The 22,284-nt window shown below is 68.7% G+C and carries 20 protein-coding genes and 2 tRNA genes; 17 read left to right on the top strand and 5 right to left on the bottom strand.

What is annotated here, in order from left to right:
* Nucleotides 1–3 precede the first annotated feature (3 nt).
* The 4 genes from ASC98_RS26245 to ASC98_RS26230 all read left to right on the top strand — a co-directional run bounded on the left by ASC98_RS26245 (nt 4) and on the right by ASC98_RS26230 (nt 3,347).
* Entirely contained in the window at nt 4–192 is a 189-nt protein-coding gene (locus tag ASC98_RS26245) for a DUF2065 domain-containing protein (protein ID WP_056808787.1), read from the top strand.
* A 72-nt stretch (nt 193–264) separates the two neighbouring features.
* A complete protein-coding gene (locus ASC98_RS26240; RefSeq protein ID WP_056808788.1) occupies nt 265–1,431 on the top strand; it encodes an ATP phosphoribosyltransferase regulatory subunit in 1,167 nt (388 codons plus the stop codon).
* A 45-nt stretch (nt 1,432–1,476) separates the two neighbouring features.
* On the top strand, nt 1,477–2,808 hold the full coding sequence (locus ASC98_RS26235; protein WP_056808789.1) for an adenylosuccinate synthase: 1,332 nt from the start codon (nt 1,477–1,479) through the stop codon (nt 2,806–2,808).
* A 17-nt stretch (nt 2,809–2,825) separates the two neighbouring features.
* The gene (locus tag ASC98_RS26230; protein ID WP_047502856.1) at nt 2,826–3,347 is read left to right on the top strand and encodes a phosphoribosyltransferase; all 522 of its coding nucleotides are present in this window, start codon (nt 2,826–2,828) and stop codon (nt 3,345–3,347) included.
* A gap of 177 nt (nt 3,348–3,524) precedes the next feature.
* On the opposite strand, the gene ASC98_RS26225 is transcribed toward ASC98_RS26230, so the two are convergent.
* Together ASC98_RS26225 and ASC98_RS26220 are read right to left on the bottom strand one after the other, a co-directional pair.
* Nucleotides 3,525–3,609, bottom strand: a tRNA-Leu gene (locus ASC98_RS26225).
* Nucleotides 3,610–3,744: 135 nt separating this feature from the next.
* Nucleotides 3,745–3,829: transfer RNA gene (locus ASC98_RS26220), tRNA-Leu, on the bottom strand.
* 25 nt (nt 3,830–3,854) lie between these two features.
* On the opposite strand from ASC98_RS26220, the gene rnr reads away from it, so the two are divergent.
* On the top strand, nt 3,855–6,098 hold the full coding sequence (rnr, locus tag ASC98_RS26215; protein WP_235581411.1) for a ribonuclease R: 2,244 nt from the start codon (nt 3,855–3,857) through the stop codon (nt 6,096–6,098).
* An 8-nt stretch (nt 6,099–6,106) separates the two neighbouring features.
* Here the strand turns inward: rnr and ASC98_RS26210 are convergent, their stop codons facing one another.
* Genes ASC98_RS26210 through ASC98_RS26200 form a run of 3 tightly spaced genes read right to left on the bottom strand, consistent with a single transcriptional unit; the run spans nt 6,107 to nt 10,302 of the window.
* Nucleotides 6,107–7,603: a bifunctional ADP-dependent NAD(P)H-hydrate dehydratase/NAD(P)H-hydrate epimerase gene (locus ASC98_RS26210; RefSeq protein ID WP_056809227.1), complete on the bottom strand. Its 1,497-nt coding sequence runs from the start codon at nt 7,601–7,603 to the stop codon at nt 6,107–6,109.
* A gap of 9 nt (nt 7,604–7,612) precedes the next feature.
* The gene (locus tag ASC98_RS26205; RefSeq protein WP_056808790.1) at nt 7,613–8,950 is read right to left on the bottom strand and encodes an FAD-dependent oxidoreductase; all 1,338 of its coding nucleotides are present in this window, start codon (nt 8,948–8,950) and stop codon (nt 7,613–7,615) included.
* Nucleotides 8,950–10,302, bottom strand: coding sequence for an amidase (locus ASC98_RS26200; protein ID WP_056808791.1), 1,353 nt, complete (start codon nt 10,300–10,302; stop codon nt 8,950–8,952). Before ASC98_RS26200 ends, ASC98_RS26205 begins: the two co-directional genes overlap by 1 nt.
* 194 nt (nt 10,303–10,496) lie before the next feature.
* Between ASC98_RS26200 and rpsB the strand changes: the two genes are divergently transcribed.
* The 12 genes from rpsB to fabZ all read left to right on the top strand — a co-directional run bounded on the left by rpsB (nt 10,497) and on the right by fabZ (nt 22,284).
* A complete protein-coding gene (gene rpsB, locus ASC98_RS26195; RefSeq protein WP_056808792.1) occupies nt 10,497–11,243 on the top strand; it encodes a 30S ribosomal protein S2 in 747 nt (248 codons plus the stop codon).
* 123 nt (nt 11,244–11,366) lie between these two features.
* Nucleotides 11,367–12,284 (top strand): translation elongation factor Ts, encoded by a 918-nt coding sequence (tsf, locus tag ASC98_RS26190; RefSeq protein WP_056808793.1) that lies wholly within the window; start codon nt 11,367–11,369, stop codon nt 12,282–12,284.
* Between the two features lie 99 nt (nt 12,285–12,383).
* Nucleotides 12,384–13,094: a UMP kinase gene (gene pyrH, locus ASC98_RS26185; protein ID WP_047502555.1), complete on the top strand. Its 711-nt coding sequence runs from the start codon at nt 12,384–12,386 to the stop codon at nt 13,092–13,094.
* An 18-nt stretch (nt 13,095–13,112) separates the two neighbouring features.
* A complete protein-coding gene (gene frr, locus ASC98_RS26180) occupies nt 13,113–13,673 on the top strand; it encodes a ribosome recycling factor (protein ID WP_047502558.1) in 561 nt (186 codons plus the stop codon).
* A 10-nt stretch (nt 13,674–13,683) separates the two neighbouring features.
* Nucleotides 13,684–14,460, top strand: coding sequence for a polyprenyl diphosphate synthase (gene uppS / locus ASC98_RS26175; protein WP_082542291.1), 777 nt, complete (start codon nt 13,684–13,686; stop codon nt 14,458–14,460).
* 2 nt (nt 14,461–14,462) lie between these two features.
* Nucleotides 14,463–15,299, top strand: a complete 837-nt coding sequence (locus ASC98_RS26170; RefSeq protein WP_056808795.1) for a phosphatidate cytidylyltransferase — start codon at nt 14,463–14,465, stop codon at nt 15,297–15,299.
* Nucleotides 15,300–15,368: 69 nt separating this feature from the next.
* The gene (gene ispC, locus ASC98_RS26165; protein ID WP_056808796.1) at nt 15,369–16,571 is read left to right on the top strand and encodes a 1-deoxy-D-xylulose-5-phosphate reductoisomerase; all 1,203 of its coding nucleotides are present in this window, start codon (nt 15,369–15,371) and stop codon (nt 16,569–16,571) included.
* Nucleotides 16,568–17,944: an RIP metalloprotease RseP gene (rseP, locus tag ASC98_RS26160; protein WP_056808797.1), complete on the top strand. Its 1,377-nt coding sequence runs from the start codon at nt 16,568–16,570 to the stop codon at nt 17,942–17,944. Before ispC ends, rseP begins: the two co-directional genes overlap by 4 nt.
* Nucleotides 17,945–17,951: 7 nt before the next feature.
* Nucleotides 17,952–20,276, top strand: a complete 2,325-nt coding sequence (bamA, locus tag ASC98_RS26155) for an outer membrane protein assembly factor BamA (protein WP_082542292.1) — start codon at nt 17,952–17,954, stop codon at nt 20,274–20,276.
* Nucleotides 20,277–20,290: 14 nt separating this feature from the next.
* The gene (locus ASC98_RS26150; protein WP_056808798.1) at nt 20,291–20,803 is read left to right on the top strand and encodes an OmpH family outer membrane protein; all 513 of its coding nucleotides are present in this window, start codon (nt 20,291–20,293) and stop codon (nt 20,801–20,803) included.
* Between the two features lie 3 nt (nt 20,804–20,806).
* Nucleotides 20,807–21,835, top strand: coding sequence for a UDP-3-O-(3-hydroxymyristoyl)glucosamine N-acyltransferase (gene lpxD, locus ASC98_RS26145; RefSeq protein ID WP_056808799.1), 1,029 nt, complete (start codon nt 20,807–20,809; stop codon nt 21,833–21,835).
* 2 nt (nt 21,836–21,837) lie between these two features.
* Nucleotides 21,838–22,284 carry a 3-hydroxyacyl-ACP dehydratase FabZ gene (gene fabZ / locus ASC98_RS26140; protein WP_369820484.1) on the top strand — a complete coding sequence of 149 codons (447 nt, stop codon included), beginning with the start codon at nt 21,838–21,840 and terminating at the stop codon, nt 22,282–22,284.

Here is a 22,284-nt window from a genome sequence, read left to right as displayed (position 1 = left end):
GTCATGTGGGACACCCTGCTGGCGGCGCTGGCGCTGATGCTCGTGCTCGAAGGCGTGCTGCCGTTCCTGAGCCCCGGCGCGTGGCGCCGCGTGTTCGAACGGGCGACGCAGCTGTCTGACGGGCAGATCCGCTTCCTCGGGTTGAGCAGCATGCTGGCCGGCCTGCTGACGCTGCTGATCTTCTGGACCTGAGGCGGTCACCGGGCGTCGGTGGCAGCTTCTGCCGCCGGTACAATCCTGGTTTTAATACCCCCGGTGATTCACATGTCGTCTGCTTGGCTCCTGCCCGAGCACATTGCCGACGTCCTGCCTGCGCAGGCGCGGCGCATCGAGGATCTGCGTCGAGACCTGCTCGACGGGGCTCGCAGCTATGGTTTCGAGCTGGTGATGCCGCCGCTGCTGGAGCACATCGAGTCGCTGCTGTCGGGCACCGGTCGCGAGCTCGACCTGAAGACCTTCAAGCTGATCGACCAGCTCAGCGGCCGCACGATCGGCGTGCGCGCCGACACCACGCCGCAGGTGGCTCGCATCGATGCGCACCTGCTGAATCGCCAGGGCGTGGCCCGGCTGTGCTATTGCGGCCCGGTGCTGCACACCCGCCCGGCCGGGCTGCACGTGACGCGCGAACCGCTGCAATTCGGTGCCGAGATCTACGGGCACCGCGGCCTCGAGGCCGACCTCGAAGTGCAGGAACTCGCGCTCGACCTGCTGCAGCGGGCCGGTGCAAGCCAGCTGACGCTCGACATGGGCGATGCACGCATCGTGCGGGCGCTGCTGGCCGGCAGCGGGTTGCCGGAAGCGGCGGTCGCCGCGCTCTACGCGGCACTCGCCGCGAAGGACCAGCCCGGCGTGGCCGAGCTCACGTCGACGCTGCCCGAGCCGTCGCGCAACGGCCTGCTGGCCTTGCTGCGCCTGTATGGCGGCGACGAGGTGCTGGCCGCGGCGCGCGCGCAGTTGCCGGCGTTGCCGATGCTCACCGCGGCGCTCGACGACCTGCAGTGGCTCACGCAGCACCTGCGGCAGGCACACCCGGGCGTGCGCATCGGCTTCGACCTGGCCGACCTGGGCGGCTACGACTACTACAGCGGCGCACGCTTCGCGGTGTACGCCGCCGGCTCCAGCGATGCGGTGGCCCGCGGTGGCCGCTACGACGAGGTCGGCGCGGTGTTCGGCCGCACGCGTCCGGCGGTCGGCTTCAGCCTGATCGACCTGAAGGAGCTGGTGCTGATCGCGCCGCCGCGTGCGATGCGCCCGGCAATCCGCGCGCCGTGGGGCGAAGACGCGTCGCTGCGCGCGGCGATCCGGCAGCTGAGGGAGCAGGGCGAGTCGGTCGTCTGCATCCTGCCGGGCCACGAACACGAAGGCCAGGAATTCGACTGCGACCGCGAACTGGTCGCGCAGGCCGGCCAGTGGCAGGTGCGAGCGCTCTGACGCCGCCCGCCGATCCCCCCATTCGAGACATTGGACAGGACAGACATGGAACAGACACGCGGCGGCCACAACGTGGTCGTGGTCGGCACCCAGTGGGGTGACGAAGGCAAGGGCAAGGTCGTGGACTGGCTGACCGACCACGCGCAGGCGGTGGTGCGCTTCCAGGGCGGCCACAACGCCGGCCACACGCTGGTGATCAAGGGCGTGAAGACGGCGTTGCAGCTGATTCCGTCGGGCATCATGCGCGAGGGCGTCGCCTGCTACATCGGCAACGGCGTGGTGGTCGATCCGGTGCACCTGCTCGGCGAGATCGAGCGGCTCGAAGCCATCGGGCTCGAGGTGCGTTCGCGGCTGTTCATCAGCGAATCGTGCCCGCTGATCCTGCCGTTCCACGTTGAGGTCGACAAGGCGCGCGAGGCGCTGCGCGAGACCAGCGGTGCCGGCAAGATCGGCACCACCGGCAAGGGGATCGGCCCGGCCTACGAAGACAAGGTGGCCCGCCGCGCGCTGCGCGTGCAGGACCTGAAGCACCCGGAGCGCTTCGCGAAGAAGCTGCGCGAGCTGCTGGAGCTGCACAACGTGGCGCTGGGCGGCTACCTGAAGTCGAAGCCGCTGGAATTCCAGCCGATCTACGACCTGGCGATGAAGGTTGCCGAGCAGCTCAAGCCGATGCTGGCCGACGTCGGCTACACGCTGTTCACGAAGCACCGCGACGGCGCCAACATCCTGTTCGAGGGCGCGCAGGGCACGCTGCTCGACATCGACCACGGCACCTACCCGTACGTGACGTCCAGCAACTGCGTGGCCGGCAACGCCGCGGCGGGCGCCGGCGTCGGGCCGGACCTGCTGCACTACATCCTCGGCATCACGAAGGCCTACACCACGCGCGTCGGCAGCGGTCCGTTCCCGACCGAGCTCGACATGGATGTGCCCGGCACGGTCGGCCACCACCTGTCGACCGTCGGCCAGGAGCGCGGCACCGTCACCGGCCGCCCGCGCCGCTGCGGCTGGCTCGATGCCGCGCTGCTGAAGCGCTCGATGATCATCAACGGCATCTCGGGCCTGTGCATCACCAAGCTCGACGTGCTCGACGGCCTGCCGGAGATCAAGGTCTGCGTCGGCTACGAACTGGATGGCAAGCGCATCGACATCCTGCCGCTGGATGCCGACGACATCGCCGCCTGCAAGCCGGTCTACGACACCTTCCCGGGCTGGACCGAGCGCACCGCCGGCATCACGCAATGGGATGCGCTGCCGCTGAACGCGCGGCGCTACCTGGAGCGTGTGCAGGAGTTCATCGGCCGCCCGATCGACATGGTGTCGACCGGCCCCGACCGCGAGCACACGATCCTGCTGCGCCACCCGTATCAAGCCTGACGCCTGGAGCCTTGAACATGCTGACCGACGACGGCAAACACCTTTACGTGTCCTGGGACGAGTACCACATGCTGATCGAGCGCCTCGCGCTCAAGGTGCATGCCTCGGGCTGGGAGTTCGACCAGATCCTGTGCCTGGCGCGCGGCGGCATGCGGCCGGGCGACGTGCTGTCGCGCGTGTTCGACAAGCCGCTGGGCATCATGTCGACGAGCTCGTACCGGGCCGAGGCCGGCACCATCCAGGGCCGGCTCGACATGGCGAAGTACATCACGCTGCCGAAGGGCGAGCTGGCGGGGCGCGTGCTGCTGGTCGACGACCTGGCGGATTCGGGCGTCACGCTGCGCGCGGTGGTCGACCGGCTGCGCGGCATGCCGGCGATCGCCGAGCTGCGCTCGGCGGTGATCTGGACCAAGGGCGTGTCGAGCTACACGCCGGATTACTACGTCGAGCTGCTGCCGACGAGCCCGTGGATCCACCAGCCGTTCGAGGAGTACGACGAACTCCGCCCGGACGGCCTCGCAAAGAAATTCGCGATTTGATGGCCCACCCCCGAGGCGCTGCGCGCCTCCCCCTCGAGGGGGCGCCGCCAGCGGCCCGGCAAAGCCGGTTCCGCGGCGGCCGCTTGATCGGCGCTTGCGGTACGGGTTTCTTCATCGCCAGAAAAGCAAAAAGCCAGCAGGTCGTGCTGGCTTTGCTTGAATCCATTCTTCCGTTGATGGTGCCCAGGAGAGGACTCGAACCTCCACGGAGTTACCCGCTAGTACCTGAAACTAGTGCGTCTACCAATTCCGCCACCTGGGCATCTCAGGAAGCCTGCGACTATAGCATGAGCTTTGGGGCTCATTCGATTCGCAAACTTCATCTCTCTCTACAAAAGCAAAAGGCCAACACCTTCGTGCTGGCCTTGCTTCAAATCTTCTATTTATTGATTATTCTTGGTGCCCAGGAGAGGACTCGAACCTCCACGGAGTTACCCGCTAGTACCTGAAACTAGTGCGTCTACCAATTCCGCCACCTGGGCATTTCAGGAAGTCTTGGACTATATCATCAAAAACAACAACTTCTCAAACGCAACGCAAGTCGGCAACGAACTGATGAGCGAAGTCGAGGGCACGGTGCAAGGGCACCGCGACGGCCACGGATTCCTGGTCCGCGACGACCGACAGCCCGATCTCTACCTCTCGCCGCAGGAAATGCGCGCGGTGCTGCACCGCGACCGCGTGAAGGCGCGCGTGATCCGCTACGACCGCAAGGGCCGGCCCGAAGGCCGCGTGCTCGAGATCATCGAGCGCAAGAAGGCGCCGATCATCGGCCGCCTGCTGCACGAGAGCGGCATCTGGCTGGTCGCCCCCGAAGACAAGCGCTACGGCCAGGACATCATGGTGCCGAAGAACGCGATCGCGAACGCGAGCGCGGGCCAGGTGGTCGCGATCGAGCTGACCGAGCCGCCGTCGCTGTACTCGCAGCCGATGGGCCGCGTCACCGAGGTGCTCGGCGAGATCGACGACCCCGGCATGGAGATCGAGATCGCGGTGCGCAAGTACGAGGTGCCGCACCGCTTCTCGCCCGAGACGCTGGCGCAGGCCGCTGGCCTGCCGGACAAGATCCGCGCGGTCGACCGCAAGGACCGCATCGACCTCACCGACGTCGCGCTGGTGACGATCGACGGCGAGGACGCACGCGACTTCGACGACGCGGTGTACTGCGAGCCGGTCAAGCTCGGCCGCGGCAAGACCGCGTTCGACGGCTGGCGACTGGTCGTCGCGATCGCCGACGTGAGCCACTACGTGAAGCCGAACGAGCCGATCGACGAGGATGCGTACGAACGCGCCACGTCGGTCTACTTCCCGCGGCGCGTGATCCCGATGCTGCCGGAGAAGCTGTCGAACGGCCTGTGCTCGCTGAACCCGAACGAGGACCGCCTCGCGATGGTGTGCGACATGCTGATCACCGCCGGCGGCGAGATCCACGCCTACCAGTTCTTCCCGGCGGTGATCTGCTCGCACGCGCGCTTCACCTACAACGAGGTGGCCGCGATCCTCGGCAACACGCGCGGCCCCGAGGCGGCGCGCCGCAGCGAACTGGTGCCGCACCTGCTGCACCTGCACGAGGTCTACCGTGCGCTGCTGAAGGAGCGCGCGAAGCGCGGCGCGGTCGATTTCGAGACCACCGAGACGCAGATCATCTGCGACGACAACGGCCGCATCGAGAAGATCGTGCCGCGCACGCGCACCGAGGCGCACAAGCTGATCGAGGAGGCGATGCTAGCCGCCAACGTCTGCTCGGCCGATTTCATCGCGCAGCACAAGCACCCGTCGCTGTACCGGGTGCACGAAGGTCCGACGCCCGAGAAGAAGACGCTGCTGCAGAACTACCTGAAGGCGCTGGGCCTGGGGCTGAGCGTCAGCGACGACCCGAAGCCGGGCGAGTTCCAGGCGATCGCCGCGGCCACCAAGGACCGGCCGGATGCGATGCAGATCCACACGATGCTGCTGCGCTCGATGCAGCAGGCGATCTACACGCCGATCAACAGCGGCCACTTCGGCCTGGCATACGAGGCCTACACGCACTTCACGAGCCCGATCCGCCGCTACCCCGACCTGCTGGTGCACCGCGTGATCAAGGCGCTGCTGCACGGCAAGCGCTACAACATCGTGACCGGTGCGATCGAGCCGGCATCGAAGGCCAGGCGCAGCGCACACACCGAGGACGAAACCTGGGAGGTCGTGGGCGCGCATTGCAGCGCCAACGAACGCCGCGCCGACGAGGCCTCGCGCGATGTCGAGGCCTGGCTCAAGTGCCGCTTCATGCGCGAGCACCTCGGCGAGGAATACGGCGGCACCGTCACGGCGGTTACCAGCTTCGGCTTGTTCGTCACGCTCGATGGGCTGTATGTCGAAGGCCTGATCCACATCACCGAACTGGGCGGCGAGTATTTCAAGTTCGACGAGGCGCGCCAGGAATTGCGCGGCGAGCGCTCTGGGGTTCGCTACACCGTCGGTGCGCGCGTGCGGGTGCAGGTCAGCCGTGTCGACCTCGATGGCCGCAAGATCGATTTCCGCATGGTGCACGAGGGGGCCGACGACGGCATTCCGGCACGGCCACGCAAGGTGGTCGACAAGACCAGCGGCGCGGCTGCCGAGTTGGCGTCGGTGAAGGGCGCGGACCGCGCGGCCAAGGCCGGCACGAAGGCGGCGAAGGGCAGGGCGGCGCATCCGGTGCGGGCGGCCAAGACCGCGGCGCGCAAGGGCGGCGGCAAGACGGCTGCGAAGACGGCGCGCCGGCGCTGAAAGGCGCGTCAGCCGCGTCGCAGCTGGGCGTGCAGCGCGGCGATCAGGTCCGACGCCCGCAGCGGCGTCGTTGGTGACAGGTCGGCTGCCCGGCCATGTTGCCAGGCGGCGGCGCTGGCGGTCTGCAGCACGTCGGCGATCGACGAGGCGTCCGCGGCCGACCAGCGCCCGCCGATCCAGCCCGCGAGCACATCGCCGGTGCCGGCGGTGGCCAACGCGGCATTGCCGGTCGGGTTGATCTGCGGCGTGCAGCCCGGTGCCGCGATCACGCTGCCGGATCCCTTCAGCAGCACGATCGCTTTCAGCCCGTCGGCCAGCGTCTGCGCGGCGCGCAGGCGATCGGCTTGCACGCCGGCGGTGTCGCTGCCGAGCAGCCGTGCGGCTTCCAGCGGGTGCGGCGTCAGCACCGCCGGCCGGCCGTTGTCGCCGCGTGCGACCAGCAACTGCCGCAGCGTGGTGTCGGTGGCGATCGCGTTCAGCGCATCGGCGTCCAGCACGAGGCGGCCGGCCTGGCCGATCACCCGCGGCAGCACGCCGCGGACCGCGTCGCCACCCCCGCAACCGCAGACCACGGTGGCCTCGCGCAGCAGGTCGTCCTTCCACAGCGCGCGCCGGATCATCAGCTCGGGGTGCTCGCCGTCGAGCGCGGGGCCGGCGTCGTCGAGAAAACTCAGGTAGGTGCGACCGGCGCCGGCGGCATGCCCGGCGCGGGCGGCCAGCAAGGCCGCGCCCGCCATGCCCGGAGCGCCGCCGATCACGACCAGGTCGCCGAAGCTGCCCTTGTGCTGCGCGTGTGCGCGCTGCCAGCCGGTGGCCGACGGTGACGCACCGAGCCAGGCATCGGCCGGCCCGGCGTCGACGGCCAGGCCATCGAGCCAGACCTCGCCGCAGCAGTCGCGCCCGTGGCCGGTGAACAGGCCGGGCTTCAGCGTCAGCAGCGACAGCGTGTGCGTTGCGGTCACACAGGCCTCGCCATGCGGCTGGCCGGTGTCCGCACCGAGGCCCGACGGCATGTCGATCGCGAGCACCGGGCAGGCGAGGGCGTTCAACGCGTCGATCAGCACCGCGAGCCGGCCTGCGGGGGCGCGGCTCGCGCCGATGCCCAGCAGCGCGTCGAGCGCGAGGTCGCCGGCGCGGCCGAAGCCGTCGGGCGGCTGGTCGACCCAGTGCAGGTCTTCGCCGAGCGCCAGCGCATGGGCCTGCTGCGCATCGCCACGCAGCTGCGCGGCATCGCCCGACAGCGTCACGAAGGTCTCGATGCCGGCCCGGCGCAGCGCGATGGCGGCGACCAGTCCGTCACCGCCGTTGTTGCCAGGGCCTGCTGCCACCCAGGCGCGCCGCGTGTGCGGCGCCATGGCGCGGGCGAGGCGCGCCGCGGCATCGCCCGCTCGCTGCATCAGCGTGAACGGCGGCACCGATTGCAGCGCCGCGGCCTCGATCTCCCGCGTGCGTGCCAGTCCGTGCAGCGGCCGCGGCCCGGTGATGGCATCGATGCGCTGCAGCATCACGACCACTCAGCGCCGCAGGCGCTCGATGCCCAGCCCGTCGACGTCGATCGCCGGTGCGCGTTGCGCGACCTGGTCGGCCAGCACGCGGGCCGAGCCGCAGGCCAGCGCCCAGCCGCTGGAGCCGTGGCCGAGGTTCAGCCAGATGCCGGCGAGCCCGCTGGCGCCCAGCACCGGCGGCCCGTCGGGCAGCATCGGCCGCGCGCCTTTCCAGCGCTGCGCCTGGCTCATGCGCGCCGCGCCCGGGAACCAGTCGTTCAGCACCTTGTACAAGGTGTCGAGCGAGCCCTTGTTCCAGGCCTGCGGCGAGCCGCCCAACTCGGCGCTGCCGGCCACCCGCACGCGGGCACCCATGCGCGTCACGGCGACCTTGAAGCGCTCGTCCATCAAGGCCGAGCGCGGACCGACATCGGGGTGCGCTTCATGGTGGCGCAGCGGCGCCGTCACCGAGTAGCCGTAGACCGGCGCGAGCGGCAGGCGCAGGCCGTGCGGCGACAGCAGCTGCGGCGCGCCCATCGCGGCACACACGACGATCGCGTCGAAGGTCTGCGTCTGCGGTTCGGCGATGGCCGGCGGCGCGCTGCGGCGGCCGCTGTCGCTGTTCGGCGTCGCGAGCGTCGATTCGTCGGCCGACAGCTGCAGGTGCGTGAGCTGCGGCCGCAGCCCCGGCTCGATGCGGCTGACGGTGGAATGGAAGTTGAAGCGCGCGCCCAGCCGTTGCGCTTCGGCACGCATCAGCCCGGCGAACTGGCGGCAGTTGCCGACTTCGTCCTGCGGCAGGTACAGCCCGCCGTGCAGCGGCGTGTCGGGGTTCAGGCCGGGCTCGACGCGGCGGCATTGCGCGGCATCGAGCGTCTCGAAGCGGATGCCCAGGTCGTGCAGCATCGCGATGCCGGCCTGCGCGTGGGCTGCGTCGCGCGCGCCGCGCCACAGCACCAGGCAGCCGTCGGTGCGCTCGTACTCGAGCTGCAGCGTGGCCGTCAGCTTGTGCAGCCGGTCGCGGCTGAACAACGCCAGCCGCTGCATGCGCGCGCGGTTGGCGCGAAAGCTGTGCAGGCTGCTGGCACGCCACCAGCGCCAGATCCAGCCGAGCGTCGCGAGGTCGAGCGCCGGGTTCACGCGCACCGGCGAATGCGCGCTGAACAGGTGGCGCAACACCTTGCCCGGCATGCCCGGTGCGGCCCACGGCGTCACGTAGCCGGGCGCGATCACGCCGGCATTCGCGAAGCTGGTTTCCGCGGCCACGCTGCCGCGGCGTTCGAACACCGTCACGTCGTGGCCGTCGGCGGCCAGTTCGTAGGCGGACGTGACACCGACGATGCCGGCGCCGATCACGGCGACGCGCATCAGGCGGCCTCCGCGTCTTGCAGTGCGCGCTCGATCGCGAGCGAGGCGTCGAGCACCGTGTCGTCGCGCAACGCGCTGCTCCACACCATCAGGCCGACCGGCATCTCGCCGGCGCGCTGGCAGGGCAGCGACAGCGCGCAGCCGTCGAGCATGTTGACCACCGACGGGTTGCGCAGCAGGCGCGCGTTGGTCGCGAAGAAGGCGTCGTCGCCGGCCAGGTCGGCCACCGGGGGCGCGAGCATCGGCACGGTGGGGCTCAGCAGCGCGTCGAATGGCGCGAGGCGCGGCGTCATGCGGGCGATCCAGCCGGCACGGGCGTTCAGCACGGCGATGTAGTCCGCGGCGCTCATGCGTTCGCCGCGGCGGATGCGCAGCGCGACGCGTGGGTCGTAGTCGGCCTCGCGGGTGGCCAGCAGCGACCGGTGCCAGGCCCAGCTCTCGGCAGCGGGCAGGCCGCCGGCGGCGTTGATCGCGGCCAGTTCGTCGACCTCGGGCAGCGCGATCTCGTGCAGGCGGGCACCGGCGCGGCTCAGGACGGCCAGGCTGCGCTCGAAGGCCGATGCGACCGCGGTGTCGAGGCCGTCGAGGAAGGCGCCACCGGGCACCGCGAGCGTCAGCGCGGAGACCGGCCGCTGCGCCAGCACGACGCGGCGTGCCGACAGGATCTCGTGCAGCAGCACCGCATCGCGCACCGAGCGGGTGATCGCACTGGCGGTGTCGAGCGAGGTCGACAGCGGGATCGCGCCGTCGAGTGGCGTCAGCCGCGCGGTGTTCTTGAAGCCGACCAGCCCTTGCAGTGCGGCCGGGATGCGGATCGAGCCGCCGGTGTCGGAGCCGAGCGCGGCCCACGCGGCGCCGCTCGCGACCGAGGTCGCGCCACCGGAGGTCGAGCCGCCGGGAATGCGCGGCTGCGCATCGAGCGCGACGGTGGCGGCATTCAGCGGCGTGCCGTGGTGCGGGTTGATGCCAACGCCGGAGAACGCGAACTCGGTCAGGTTGGTGTGGCCGACCAGCGCGGCGCCGGCGGCGCGCAAGCGCGATACGGCGGTGCAATCGCGCGTGGCGGGTTGTGCCTCGGCCAGCGCGCGCGAGCCGCCGGTTGTCGGATGGCCAGCGACATCGAACAAGTCCTTGACGCTGACGGCCAGGCCCGCGAGCGGCGGCAGCGGCAGGCCGGCAGCGGCCTGCGCGTCGATGCCGGCCGCCACGGCCTGCGCGCCGGCGAAACGTCGGATGAAGGTGTGCCGGTTGACGGGCAGGTCGGCCGCGGCCTGGCTGAGCGCGAGGGCGCCGACGGCGGTCGAGCGACGCTGCTGGATGTCGCTGACGGCAGCGGAGAGGTCAGGAGGCATGGGGAGGGGAGGAGGCCGTGCTACACTCTACGGGTTTATCTGAATGCACTCTTGATCTCTTTGAAAGAGCAAAAGGGTGCAGCAGAAAACAAATCGCGAATCCGGCTGTTGAAAGGTGTTGCGAAGGCTGTTGTCACAGAGTGACGGGACCTTGCAATTCGAGTCGGATTCTAGAACCAACCTTTGGAGTTCACATGACCATCACCATGCGTGAGATGCTGGAAGCCGGCGTCCATTTCGGCCACCAAACCCGCTTCTGGAACCCGAAGATGGCACCGTACATCTACGGCCATCGCAACAAGATCCACATCATCAACCTCGAGAAGACGCAGCCGCTCTTCAACGACGCGATGAAGTTCATCCGCCAGCTGGCAGCACGCCGCGGCACCATCCTGATGATCGGCACCAAGCGCCAGGCCCGCGAAGTCATCGCGATGGAAGCCCGCCGCGCCGGCATGCCCTATGTCGACCAGCGCTGGCTGGGCGGCATGATGACCAACTTCAAGACGGTCAAGGGCTCGCTGAAGAAGCTGAAGGACATGCAGGCCCAGATCGAGGCCGGCACCGAAATCCGCATCAAGAAGGAAGCGCTGATGTTCCAGCGCGACCTGGCCAAGCTCGAGAAGGACATCGGCGGCATCCAGGACATGAACGCGCTGCCCGATGCGATGTTCGTGATCGACGTCGGCTACCACAAGATCGCCGTTGCCGAAGCCAAGAAGCTCGGCATCCCGGTCATCGGCATCGTCGACTCGAACCACTCGCCCGAAGGCATCGACTACGTGATCCCGGGCAACGACGACTCGTCGAAGGCCGTGGCGCTGTACGCCAAGGCGGTGGCCGACGCCATCCTCGACGGCAAGGCCAATGCCACCAATGAGGTGGTGCAAGCCGTGTCGGCCGAAGGCGACGAGTTCGTGGAAGTCAGCGAAAACGCCTGATCGCGACGCCCCCGCCCGCTGAAAGGCGAGCACACAAAGGGGCTTCGCAGCCCCTTTTTTTCCACCCGAGATGATTCAGGCGCCCGGCCTTCGGCGGGGCGTCCCAGCAAACGGAGATTCAAGATGGCTGCAATCACTGCAAGCATGGTCGGCGAACTGCGCGCGAAGACCGACGCCCCGATGATGGAATGCAAGAAGGCGCTGACCGAAGCCGGCGGCGACATGGAAAAGGCCGAAGAACTGCTGCGCGTCAAGCTGGGCAGCAAGGCCGGCAAGGCCGCTTCGCGCATCACCGCCGAAGGCGTGGTCACCGCGGCCGTCGTCGGCAGCGCCGGTGCGCTGGTCGAAGTCAACTGCGAAACCGACTTCACCTCGAAGAACGACATGTTCCTGAACTTCGCGAAGGCCTGCTCGCAGCTGGCCGCCGAGAAGAACCCGGCCGACCTGGCCGCGCTGGCGGCGCTGCCGTACGCGCAGGACGGCTACGGCCCGACGCTCGACGACGTCCGCAAGGGCCTGATCGGCACCATCGGCGAGAACATGACGATCCGCCGCTTCAAGCGCTATGAAGGCGCCAAGCTCGCAAGCTACCTGCACGGCACCCGCATCGGCGTGCTGGTCGAGTTCGAAGGCGACGAGACCGCCGCCAAGGACGTCGCGATGCACATCGCCGCAATGAAGCCGGTGTCGCTGGCGTCGTCGGAAGTGCCCGCCGAGCTGATCGAGAAGGAACGCGCCGTGGCCGCCGGCAAGGCTGCCGAAGACGCGAAGGCCGCTGAAGCCGCCGGCAAGCCGGTGCAGTCGGCCGAGATCGTCGCGAAGCGCATCGAAGGCTCGGTGCAGAAGTTCCTGAAGGAAGTCAGCCTGCTGAACCAGACCTTCGTCAAGAACGACAAGCAGACCGTCGAGCAGATGCTCAAGGGCGCGAACACCGCGGTCAAGGGCTTCACGCTGTACGTCGTCGGCGAAGGCATCGAGAAGAAGGTCGACGACTTTGCGGCCGAAGTGGCGGCGCAGGTCGCTGCTGCCAAGGGCGGCTGAACGCCTGGTGCATGACGCGGCAGGGGGCTCACGAGGCCTCCCGCCGCGGTGGTTAGACTTCAGCGCCGCAAGGCCTGGGCAACACGGGGAGAAAATCGCATGCCGGCGTACAAGCGCATCCTGCTCAAGCTCTCGGGCGAGGCCCTGATGGGCGACGACGCCTACGGGATCAACCGGGCCACCATCGTCCGCATGGTGCGCGAGGTGCAAGAGGTGACGCAGCTCGGCTGCGAGGTCGCCGTCGTGATCGGCGGTGGCAACATCTTCCGCGGCGTGGCCGGCGGCTCGGTCGGCATGGACCGAGCGACCGCCGACTACATGGGCATGCTGGCCACCGTGATGAACTCGCTGGCGCTGGCCGACACGATGCGCCAGGAAGGCATGACCGCCCGCGTGATGTCGGCCATCAGCATCGAGCAGGTCGTCGAGCCGTACGTGCGGCCGAAGGCGCTGCAGTACCTCGAGGAAGGCAAGGTCGTGATCTTCGCGGCCGGCACCGGCAACCCGTTCTTCACGACCGACACGGCCGCTGCGCTGCGCGGTGCCGAGATGGGCGCCGAGATCGTGCTGAAGGCGACCAAGGTCGATGGCGTCTACAGTGCCGACCCCAAGAAGGACCCGAGCGCAACGCGCTACAGTCAGATCAGTTTCGATGAGGCCATCACCCGCAACCTGCAGGTGCTGGATGCCACGGCCTTCGCGCTGTGCCGCGACCAGAAGTTGCCGATCAAGGTGTTCAGCATCTTCAAGGCCGGCGCGCTGAAGCGGGTGGTGATGGGTGAGGACGAGGGCACCCTCGTCCACGTGTGAGCGTGTGAGGAAACCGACATGAGCATCGCCGACATCAAGAAGACGGCCGAGCAGAAGATGGGCCGGACGATCGAATCGTTCAAGGGCGAACTGCAGAAGATCCGCACCGGCCGGGCCCACCCCGGCCTGCTCGACCAGGTGCAGGTCGACTACTACGGTTCGATGCTGCCGATCAGCCAGGTCGCCAACGTGACCCTGCTCGACGCGCGCACGATCACCGTGCAGCCCTGGGAAAAGGGCATGGGCGCGAAGATCGAGAAGGCCATCCGCGAGTCCGACCTGGGGCTGAACCCGTCGTCGCAGGGCGACCTGCTGCGCGTGCCGATGCCCGCGCTGACCGAAGAGCGCCGTCGCGACCTGACCAAGGTCGTGCGCAACGCCGGCGAGGACGCGAAGATCGCGACCCGCAACCTGCGCCGCGATGCCAACGAGCACGCGAAGAAGCTGCTGAAGGACAAGGAGATCACCGAAGACGACGAGCGCCGCTCGCTCGACGAGGTGCAGAAGCTGACCGACCGCACGATCGCCGAGATCGATCGGCTGATCGCCGGCAAAGAAGCGGAGATCATGGCCGTCTGACGACGTGGCCATGAACACCAGCATCGTTTCTTCGCTTTTCTCCAGAGCGCCTGCCGTGGAAGCCGCTCCCCGCGTCCCGCGCCACGTCGCGATCGTGATGGACGGCAACGGCCGCTGGGCCAAGAAGCGGCTGATGCCGCGCTTCTTCGGCCACAAGCAGGGCGTCGATGCGCTGGTGCGCACCGTCGAGGCCTGCGCCGACCGCGGCATCGAGTACCTCACCGTGTTCGCGTTCTCGTCCGAGAACTGGAAGCGCCCGACCGAAGAGGTGTCGGGGCTGATGAGCCTGGTGCTGGTCGCGGTGTCGAAGTACCTGGCCAAGCTGGCCGGCGAGGGCGTGCGCATCCGCATCGTCGGCGACCGCTCGCAGGTGTCCGACAAGGTGCGTGCCGCCTGGGACGAGGCCGAGCGCACCACCGCCGACAACCGGCGCATCACGCTGTCGGTCGCGTTCAACTATGGCGGCCGCTGGGACATCGTGCAGGCCTGCCAGCAGGCCATCGCGGCCGGCGTGCCGGCGCACGAGCTCGACGAGGCGAAGCTCGGCAGCTACATGGCGATGAATTTCGCGCCCGATCCCGACCTGTTCATCCGCACCGGCGGCGAGGTGCGCATCAGCAACTTCCTGCTGTGGCAGGTGGCGTATTCCGAGCTGGTGTTCAGCGACTGCCTGTGGCCGGAATTCGGCGTCGCGCAGCTCGATGCCGCGCTGGCCGACTACGCGAGCCGCGACCGCCGTTTCGGCCGCGTGAACAGTGCCGACGTGGCGGCCGAGGCCGGGGCCTGAACGTGCTGAAGCAACGCGTCATCACGGCCGTCGTGCTGTTGATCATCCTGCTGCCGGCGATGTTCGCGCCGATGGCCTGGCCGTTCGCGTTGATCACGCTGCTGATGATCGGTGCGGCCGGCTGGGAATGGGCGCGCCTGAATGCGGCCGGGTCGGCGCTCGCGATCGGCTTCGGCGTGCTGCTGGCCGCCGCCTGTGCCGGTGCGATGGCGGCCGGCTGGGTGCACCCGGGCGCGAGCCCGGCCTGGTGGCTGGCATTCGCGGTGTGGGTGCTGGGCGGCGCGCTGGCGCTGCGGGTCGGACCGTCGGCCTGGCCGCAACTGCCGACCGTGGCCCGCTGGGTCCTGGGCTTCGCCGCGCTGTGGACGGCGTGGCTCGCACTCGCGAGCGCCAAGACCATCGGCGTCAACTACCTGCTGTCGGTGCTGTGCCTGGTGTGGGCCGCCGACATCGCCGCCTATTTCGGGGGCAAGGCCTTCGGCCGCCGAAAGCTCGCTCTGGCCATCAGCCCCGGCAAGAGCTGGGAAGGCGTCTGGAGCGGCATGCTCGGCGTGCTGGTGCTGGCCGGCGCGTGGATTGCGCTCGACCGCTCGATCCAGCCCGATTCGGCCAGCCTCTACACGCTGTTGTTGCAGCGCTTCGGGGTCATCGGCCTGGTGTTGTCGCTGGTGTTCCTGTCGGCGATGAGCGTGGTCGGCGATCTGGTCGAGTCGCTGGTCAAGCGCGCGGCCGGCGCGAAGGACAGCAGCGGCCTGTTGCCGGGCCATGGCGGCGTGCTCGACCGCGTCGACGCGCTGTTGCCGGTGTTCCCGATCGCGATGGCGCTCAGCTCGCTGTAGCTGTCCGCACCAGCAGCCCGCCCCGGCCGCACCCCCGGCGCCACGTCACCTTTCCAGCCAGGCCCACCGATGTCAGAAGTCTCGTCTCCCCGCCAACGGGTGTGCATCCTTGGCTCCACCGGCAGCATCGGCACCAGCACGCTCGACGTGCTGGCGCGCCACCCCGGTCGCTTCGAGGTGTTCGCGCTGTCGGCACACAGCCGCAGCGACGAGCTGCTCGCGCAGTGCCTGCAATGGAAGCCGCGCTTCGCGGTGATGACCGACGCCGCGCACGCGAAGCGCCTGCGCGCCGCGCTGCGCGAGGCCGGCGCCGCCACCGAGGTGCTCGAGGGCGCGGCCGCGCTGGACGAGGTCGCCGCCCACCCCGAGGTCGACAGCGTGATGGCGGCGATCGTCGGTGCCGCCGGGCTGCCGTCGTGCCTGGCTGCGGCGCGCGCCGGCAAGCGGCTGCTGCTGGCCAACAAGGAGGCGCTGGTCGTCGGCGGGGCGTTCTTCATGGACGCCGTGCGGGCCGGCGGCGCCACGCTGCTGCCGGTCGACAGCGAGCATTCGGCGATCTTCCAGTGCCTGCCCGAAGACCGCAGCACCTGGCCGGCCCGCATCGACCACCTGCTGCTCACCGCCTCGGGCGGCCCGTTCCGCACCCGCGACCCGGCCACGCTGCGCGACGTCACGCCCGACCAGGCCTGCGCGCACCCCAACTGGGTGATGGGCCGCAAGATCTCGGTCGACTCGGCGACGATGATGAACAAGGCGCTCGAGGTCATCGAGGCGCGCTGGCTGTTCGACCTCGCGCCGCAGCAGATCCGCGTCGTGCTGCACCCGCAGAGCGTCATCCATTCGATGGTGGTGCTGCGCGACAACTCGGTGCTGGCCCAGCTCGGCACGCCCGACATGCGGGTGCCGATCGCCTACAGCCTGTCGTTCCCCGAGCGCGTCGAGTCGGGCGCGTCGCAGCTCGATTTCCTGAAGATGTCGGCGCTCAGTTTCGAAGAAGCCGATTTCGTGCGCTACCCTGGCCTGAAACTCGCATGGGACACGCTGCGCGGGCCCGAGGGCAGCACCGCGATCCTCAACGCGGCCAACGAGATCGGTGTCGCATCGTTTCTGGCAGGAACCATCCGCTTCGATCAGATTCACAGCGTCAATGTCAGCACCCTCGACGCCATGAGCCCTGAACACGATGCCTGCCGCTCGCTCGACGGATTGATCGCGCTCGACGCCGAGGCGCGACGCGTCGCCCGCGCCGCCGTGGCGAGGATGAGCGCATGAGCCTCGCCGCCTCGCAGGTCATCGGTTTCGTCGTGACGCTCGGGATCCTGATCGTCATCCACGAGTACGGCCACTACCGCGTGGCACGCGCCTGCGGCGTCAAGGTGCTGCGCTTCTCGGTCGGCTTCGGCCGGGTGCTGTGGCGCCGCCAGGCGACGCCCGACAGCACCGAGTTCGTGCTGTCGATGCTGCCGCTGGGCGGCTACGTGAAGATGCTCGACGAGCGCGAAGGCCCGGTGGCGCCGGGCGAGCTGTCCCAGGCCTTCAACCGCAAGCCGCTGTGGCAGCGCGCCGCGGTGGTCGCGGCGGGGCCGATCGCCAACCTGCTGCTCGCGGTGGTGTTCTATTCGGCGGCCCACTGGGTCGGCGTCGAGGAACCCCGCGCCGTGCTCGCGACGCCGCCGGCCGGCAGCCTGGCTGAACGCGCCGGGCTGCGCGCCGGCGACACCGTGTCGGCGATCTCCCGGGACGGCAACGACTGGGACGACGTGCAGTCGATGAACGACCTGAACTGGCAGCTCACGCAGGCCTTGCTGCGCACCGAGAAGCTGCAGTTGCGGGTGGCCGATTCGCGCGGGCACGGCGCGCATGCAGTGACGCTCGATGTCGACACGCTCGACACCTACGACGTGACGCCCGAGACGATGGCGCGCATCGGCGTCGCGCCGCTCAGCGCCGCGGTGCTCGGGAAGATGACGCCGGGCGGTGCCGGGGACCGCGCCGGGCTGCGCAGCGGCGACCGCGTGCTCGCGATCGACGGCGAGCCGGTGCCCGACGCGAACCGCATGCTGCTGATGATCCGCGCGAATGGCGCCGACGGCGAATCGGTGGCGGTGCCGTGGCGGGTGCAGCGCGGCAGCCAGGTGCTCGACCTCACGGTGCGCCCGGCCGTCGAGATGGACGGCGGCCAGCGCGTCGGCCGCATCGGTGCCGGCATCGCGGCGTCCTACGAGATGGTGACGGTCCGCTACGGTGTGTGGGGCGGCATGACGCAGGCCGTGCAGCGCACCTGGGACTCGTCGGTGCTGACCTTGAAGATGCTCGGCCGCATGCTGATCGGCCAGGCCTCGATCAAGAACCTGAGCGGCCCCATCACGATCGCCGACTACGCCGGCAAGTCGATGCTGCTCGGCCCGGCTTATTTCCTCGCGTTCATCGCGGCCGTCAGCGTGAGCCTCGGCGTGCTGAACCTGCTGCCGCTACCGATCCTCGACGGGGGGCACCTGATGTATTATCTTTTCGAAGCGGTGACGGGGCGGCCTCTCTCGGACGTGTGGCTTGAGCGGCTGCAGCGGGGCGGGGTGGCGATCATGCTCTTGATGATGTCGCTCGCTCTCTACAACGATGTGGCCCGGCAACTGGGCCTGCACTGATCACCGCATGCGCAATCCCCTCGTTCTGCAGTTCCCTCCCGTCCACCCCCGTTTCCTGCGTCCCACTGTCCTCAGCATCGCGCTGGCGGCGGCATTGCATGCAGGATCGGCCTGGGCGGTGACCCCCTTCGAGCTGAAGGACATCCGCGTCGAGGGCCTGCAACGGTCGGACGCCGGCACGGTGTTCGCATCGCTGCCGTTCCGCATCGGCGACACCTACAACGACGAGAAGGGCGCGGCCGCACTGCGCGCGCTGTTCGCCACCGGCCTGTTCAAGGACGTGCGCATCGAGATCGACGGCAGCGTCGTCGTCGTGATCGTCGAAGAACGCTCGGTCATCGCGAACATCGACTTCGTCGGCCTGAAGGAGTTCGACAAGGACACGCTGACCAAGTCGCTGAAGGACTTCGGCATCGGCGAGGGCCTGCCGTTCGACAAGGCACTGGCCGACCGCGCCGAGCAGGAACTCAAGCGCCAGTACCTGACGCGCAGCCTGTATGGTGCCGAGGTCGTGACGACCGTGACCCCGCAGGAGCGCAACCGCGTCAACGTGACCTTCACGGTCACCGAAGGCTCGGCCGCGCGCATCAGCGAGATCCGCATCCTGGGCAGCCAGGCCTTTTCCGAAAGCACCTTGCTCGGGCTGTTCGACCTGAACGACGGCGGCTGGCTGAGCTGGTACACCAAGGCCGACCGCTACTCGCGCGCCAAGCTGACGGCCGACCTCGAGACGCTGCGCTCGTACTACCTGAACCGCGGCTACCTGGAGTTCCAGGTCGAGTCGACGCAGGTCGCGATCTCGGCCGACAAGCAGGACATCACGATCACCGTCAACATCAAGGAAGGCCAGCCCTACACCGTGACGGCGGTCAAGCTCGAGGGCGAGTACCTCGGCAAGGAAGAAGACTTCAAGACGCTCGTCAAGGTGAAGCCGGGCGAGCCGTACCGCGCCGAAGCGGTCGCCGAGACGACGAAGGCCTTCACCGATCGCTTCGGCAGCTTTGGCTACGCGTTCGCGCGGGTCGAGCCGCGCACCGACATCGACCGCGCCACCGGCCAGGTCGTGCTGACGCTGGTCGGCGATCCGCAGCGCCGCGTGTACGTGCGCCGCGTCAACGTCGCCGGCAACAGCCGCACCCGCGACGAGGTGGTGCGCCGCGAGTTCCGCCAGTTCGAATCGTCGTGGTACGACGGCCGCCGCATCAAGCTGTCGCGCGACCGGGTCGACCGCCTGGGCTACTTCAGCGAGGTCAATGTCGAGACCAACGAAGTGCCGGGTTCGCAGGACCAGGTCGACCTGCTGCTGACCGTGAAGGAAAAGCCGACCGGCAACCTGATCGTCGGCGCGGGCTTCTCGAGTGCCGACAAGCTGGCGCTGAACGCGTCGATCCGCCAGGACAACGTGTTCGGCTCGGGCAACTACCTCGGCATCGAGCTGAACACCAGCCGCTCGAGCCGCACGCTCGACGTCAGTGCGGTCGACCCGTACTTCACGATCGACGGCATCTCGCGCGCGCTCGACGTGTACTACCGCACCGTCAAGCCGCTGAACAGCCAGGGCGAGGAATACCAGCTGGTGACGCCGGGCGCGTCGGTGCGTTTCGGCGTGCCGTTCAGCGAGTACGACACGGTGTTCTTCGGCATCGGCATCGAGCGCACCGAGATCCGTGGCGCGAGCGCATTGCCGAACAACTACTTCCTGTACCGGCTGCGCTATGGCGACGCGAGCACCTCGGTGCCGCTGACCATCGGCTGGTCGCGCGACCAGCGCGACAGTGCGCTGGTGCCCAACGAAGGCAGCTTCAAGCGCATCAACGTCGAGTGGGGCGCGGCCGGTGACACCCGCTACGTCCGCACCAACACGCAGTACCAGCTGTACATCCCGCTGACCAAGAAGTACACCTTCGCGTTCAACTCCGAGCTGGGCTGGGGCAAGGGCCTGAACGGCCAGCGCTACCCGATCTTCAAGAACTTCTATGGCGGCGGCCTGGGCACGGTGCGGGCGTTCGACCAGGGCTCGCTCGGCCCGGTCGACGTGGTCGGCTCGTACAGCGGCGGCTCCAAGCGCGTGAACATCAACAGCGAGCTGTACCTGCCGGTGCCGGGCTCGGGCAACGACCGCACGCTGCGCATCTTCGGCTATGTCGACGCCGGCAACGTGTGGGGCGAGAACGAGACGCCGACCTGGGACAGCATGCGGGCCTCGGCCGGCATCGGGCTGAGCTGGGTGTCGCCGGTGGGTCCGCTGAAGCTCAGCTACGGCGAGCCCATCCGCTACAAGTCAACAGATAGAATTCAACGTTTGCAATTCCAGATCGGGACCGCGTTCTAATGAATAGCTCCACCTTGAAGTCTCTGCGCCTCCTGCTGGCTGCCGCATCCCTGGCGTCCGCTGCGCTGGGCGTGCAAGCACAGGAATTGAAGATCGGCTATGTCAGCACCGACAAGGTGCTGCGCGACGCGTTGCCGGCCAAGGCGGCGCAGACCAAGCTGGAAGCCGAGTTCTCGAAACGCGAGAAAGACCTGAACGAGATCGGCAACCGCCTGAAGGCGGCCGGCGACAAGTTCGAGAAAGACCAGCCGACGCTGGCCGAATCCGAGAAGAGCCGTCGCCAGCGCGACCTGCTCGACCAGGACCGCGAATTCCAGCGCAAGCGCCGCGAATTCCAGGAAGACCTGAACCAGCGCAAGAACGAGGAGCTGGCCGCGGTGGTCGAGCGCGCCAACAAGGTCATCAAGCAGATCTTCGAGACCGAGAAATACGACATCATCCTGCAGGATGTCGTCTTCGCCAGCCCGCGCATCGACATCACCGACAAGGTGATCAAGGCGCTGAACGCCCAGCAAGGCGGCAAGTGATCCGTGGATGAGGTTCCACTCGGTGACATCGCCGCGCAGCTCGGCGGCGAACTGATCGGCAACGCGTCGCTGCGCATCGACCGCATCGGCCCGCTCGAGGGCGCCACGCCCGGCACGATCTCCTTCCTCTCGAATCCCCGCTACGCCTCGCAGCTGGCGGCCTCCGCCGCCGGTTGCGTGATCGTCTCGCCGGCGATGCGCGACGCGGCAGTCGCCCGCGGTGCCACGCTGGTCTGCGACGACCCCTACCTCGCCTTCGCGAAGCTCACGCAGTGGTGGGCGGCGCGCACGCGCCCGCCGGTGCCGGCCGGCATCCACCCGAGCGCGGTCGTCGACCCGGGCGCGGCGGTCGACCCCAGCGCCAGCATCGGGCCGTTCGTGCTGGTCGAGGCCGGTGCCCGCATCGGACCGGGCGTGGTGATCGGGGCGCATTGCGTGATCGGCCGCGGGGCCAGCCTTGGGGCCGGCACCCGCCTCGCACCGCGCGTCACGCTGATGGGCGACTGCCACATCGGCGCGCGCGGCATCGTGCACAGCGGCGCGGTGATCGGCGCCGACGGCTTCGGCTTCGCGCCGACGCAGGGCCGCTACGAGAAGATCGAGCAGCTCGGCGGGGTGCGCATCGGCGACGACGTCGAGATCGGCGCCAACACCTGCATCGACCGCGGCGCGTTGGCCGACACGGTCATCGAAGACGGGGCCAAGCTCGACAACCAGATCCAGATCGGCCACAACGTGCGCATCGGTCGCAACACCGCGATCGCCGGATGCGTCGGCATTGCCGGCAGCACGACGATCGGCGCCAACTGCACCATCGGCGGTGCCGGCATGATCCTCGGCCACCTGAAGCTGGGCGACCGCGTCAACATCTCGGCCGCGAGCGTCGTCACGCGCTCGATCCTGCAGCCCGGCACCTACAGCGGCGTGTTCCCCATCGACGACAATGCGTCCTGGGAAAAGAACGCCGCGACACTGCGCAACCTGCACGGCCTGCGTGAACGTCTGCGTGCCCTTGAAAAGAAGATTGCATGACCATGGACACGATGGATATCCACCAGATCCTCAAGAAGCTGCCGCACCGCTACCCGATCCTGCTGGTCGACCGCGTGCTGGAGATGGAAAAGGGCGTGCGCATCAAGGCGCTGAAGAACGTCACGATCAACGAACCGTTCTTCACCGGCCACTTCCCGCACCGCCCGGTGATGCCGGGCGTGCTGATGCTCGAGGCGCTGGCCCAGGCGGCGGCGCTGCTGTCGTTCGAGACCATCGGCGAATCGCCGGACAGCGACACCGTCTACTACTTCGTCGGCATCGACGGCGCGCGCTTCAAGCGGCCGGTGGAGCCGGGCGACCAGCTGATCCTCGACGTCGCGGTCGACCGTGTGAAGGCCGGCATCTACAAGTACAAGGCGCGCGCCTCGGTCGGCGGCGAGCTCGCCGTCGAGGCCGAGCTGATGTGCACGATGCGCAAGGTCAGCTGA

Origin of the sequence: Rhizobacter sp. Root1238 (assembly GCF_001425825.1) — a bacterium.
Taxonomy (GTDB): Bacteria; Pseudomonadota; Gammaproteobacteria; order Burkholderiales; family Burkholderiaceae_C; genus Rhizobacter.
Note: the sequence above shows the minus strand (reverse complement) of the source record. Positions and strands in the feature narration are given on the sequence as shown.

Bases quoted from the DNA above. Each gene is read 5' to 3' on its own strand.
- ASC98_RS26210 (WP_056809227.1), bottom strand. From the start codon at position 7,603: ATGCTGCAGCGCATCGATGCCATCACCGGGCCGCGGCCGCTGCACGGA.
- bamA (WP_082542292.1), top strand. From the start codon at position 17,952: ATGCGCAATCCCCTCGTTCTGCAGTTCCCTCCCGTCCACCCCCGTTTC.
- rseP (WP_056808797.1), top strand. From the start codon at position 16,568: ATGAGCCTCGCCGCCTCGCAGGTCATCGGTTTCGTCGTGACGCTCGGG.
- tsf (WP_056808793.1), top strand. From the start codon at position 11,367: ATGGCTGCAATCACTGCAAGCATGGTCGGCGAACTGCGCGCGAAGACC.
- fabZ (WP_369820484.1), top strand. From the start codon at position 21,838: ATGGACACGATGGATATCCACCAGATCCTCAAGAAGCTGCCGCACCGC.
- frr (WP_047502558.1), top strand. From the start codon at position 13,113: ATGAGCATCGCCGACATCAAGAAGACGGCCGAGCAGAAGATGGGCCGG.
- ASC98_RS26205 (WP_056808790.1), bottom strand. From the start codon at position 8,950: ATGCGCGTCGCCGTGATCGGCGCCGGCATCGTCGGTGTCACGTCCGCC.
- ASC98_RS26240 (WP_056808788.1), top strand. From the start codon at position 265: ATGTCGTCTGCTTGGCTCCTGCCCGAGCACATTGCCGACGTCCTGCCT.
- rpsB (WP_056808792.1), top strand. From the start codon at position 10,497: ATGACCATCACCATGCGTGAGATGCTGGAAGCCGGCGTCCATTTCGGC.
- pyrH (WP_047502555.1), top strand. From the start codon at position 12,384: ATGCCGGCGTACAAGCGCATCCTGCTCAAGCTCTCGGGCGAGGCCCTG.
- ASC98_RS26235 (WP_056808789.1), top strand. From the start codon at position 1,477: ATGGAACAGACACGCGGCGGCCACAACGTGGTCGTGGTCGGCACCCAG.
- ispC (WP_056808796.1), top strand. From the start codon at position 15,369: ATGTCAGAAGTCTCGTCTCCCCGCCAACGGGTGTGCATCCTTGGCTCC.
- ASC98_RS26200 (WP_056808791.1), bottom strand. From the start codon at position 10,302: ATGCCTCCTGACCTCTCCGCTGCCGTCAGCGACATCCAGCAGCGTCGC.
- ASC98_RS26230 (WP_047502856.1), top strand. From the start codon at position 2,826: ATGCTGACCGACGACGGCAAACACCTTTACGTGTCCTGGGACGAGTAC.
- ASC98_RS26245 (WP_056808787.1), top strand. From the start codon at position 4: ATGTGGGACACCCTGCTGGCGGCGCTGGCGCTGATGCTCGTGCTCGAA.
- uppS (WP_082542291.1), top strand. From the start codon at position 13,684: ATGAACACCAGCATCGTTTCTTCGCTTTTCTCCAGAGCGCCTGCCGTG.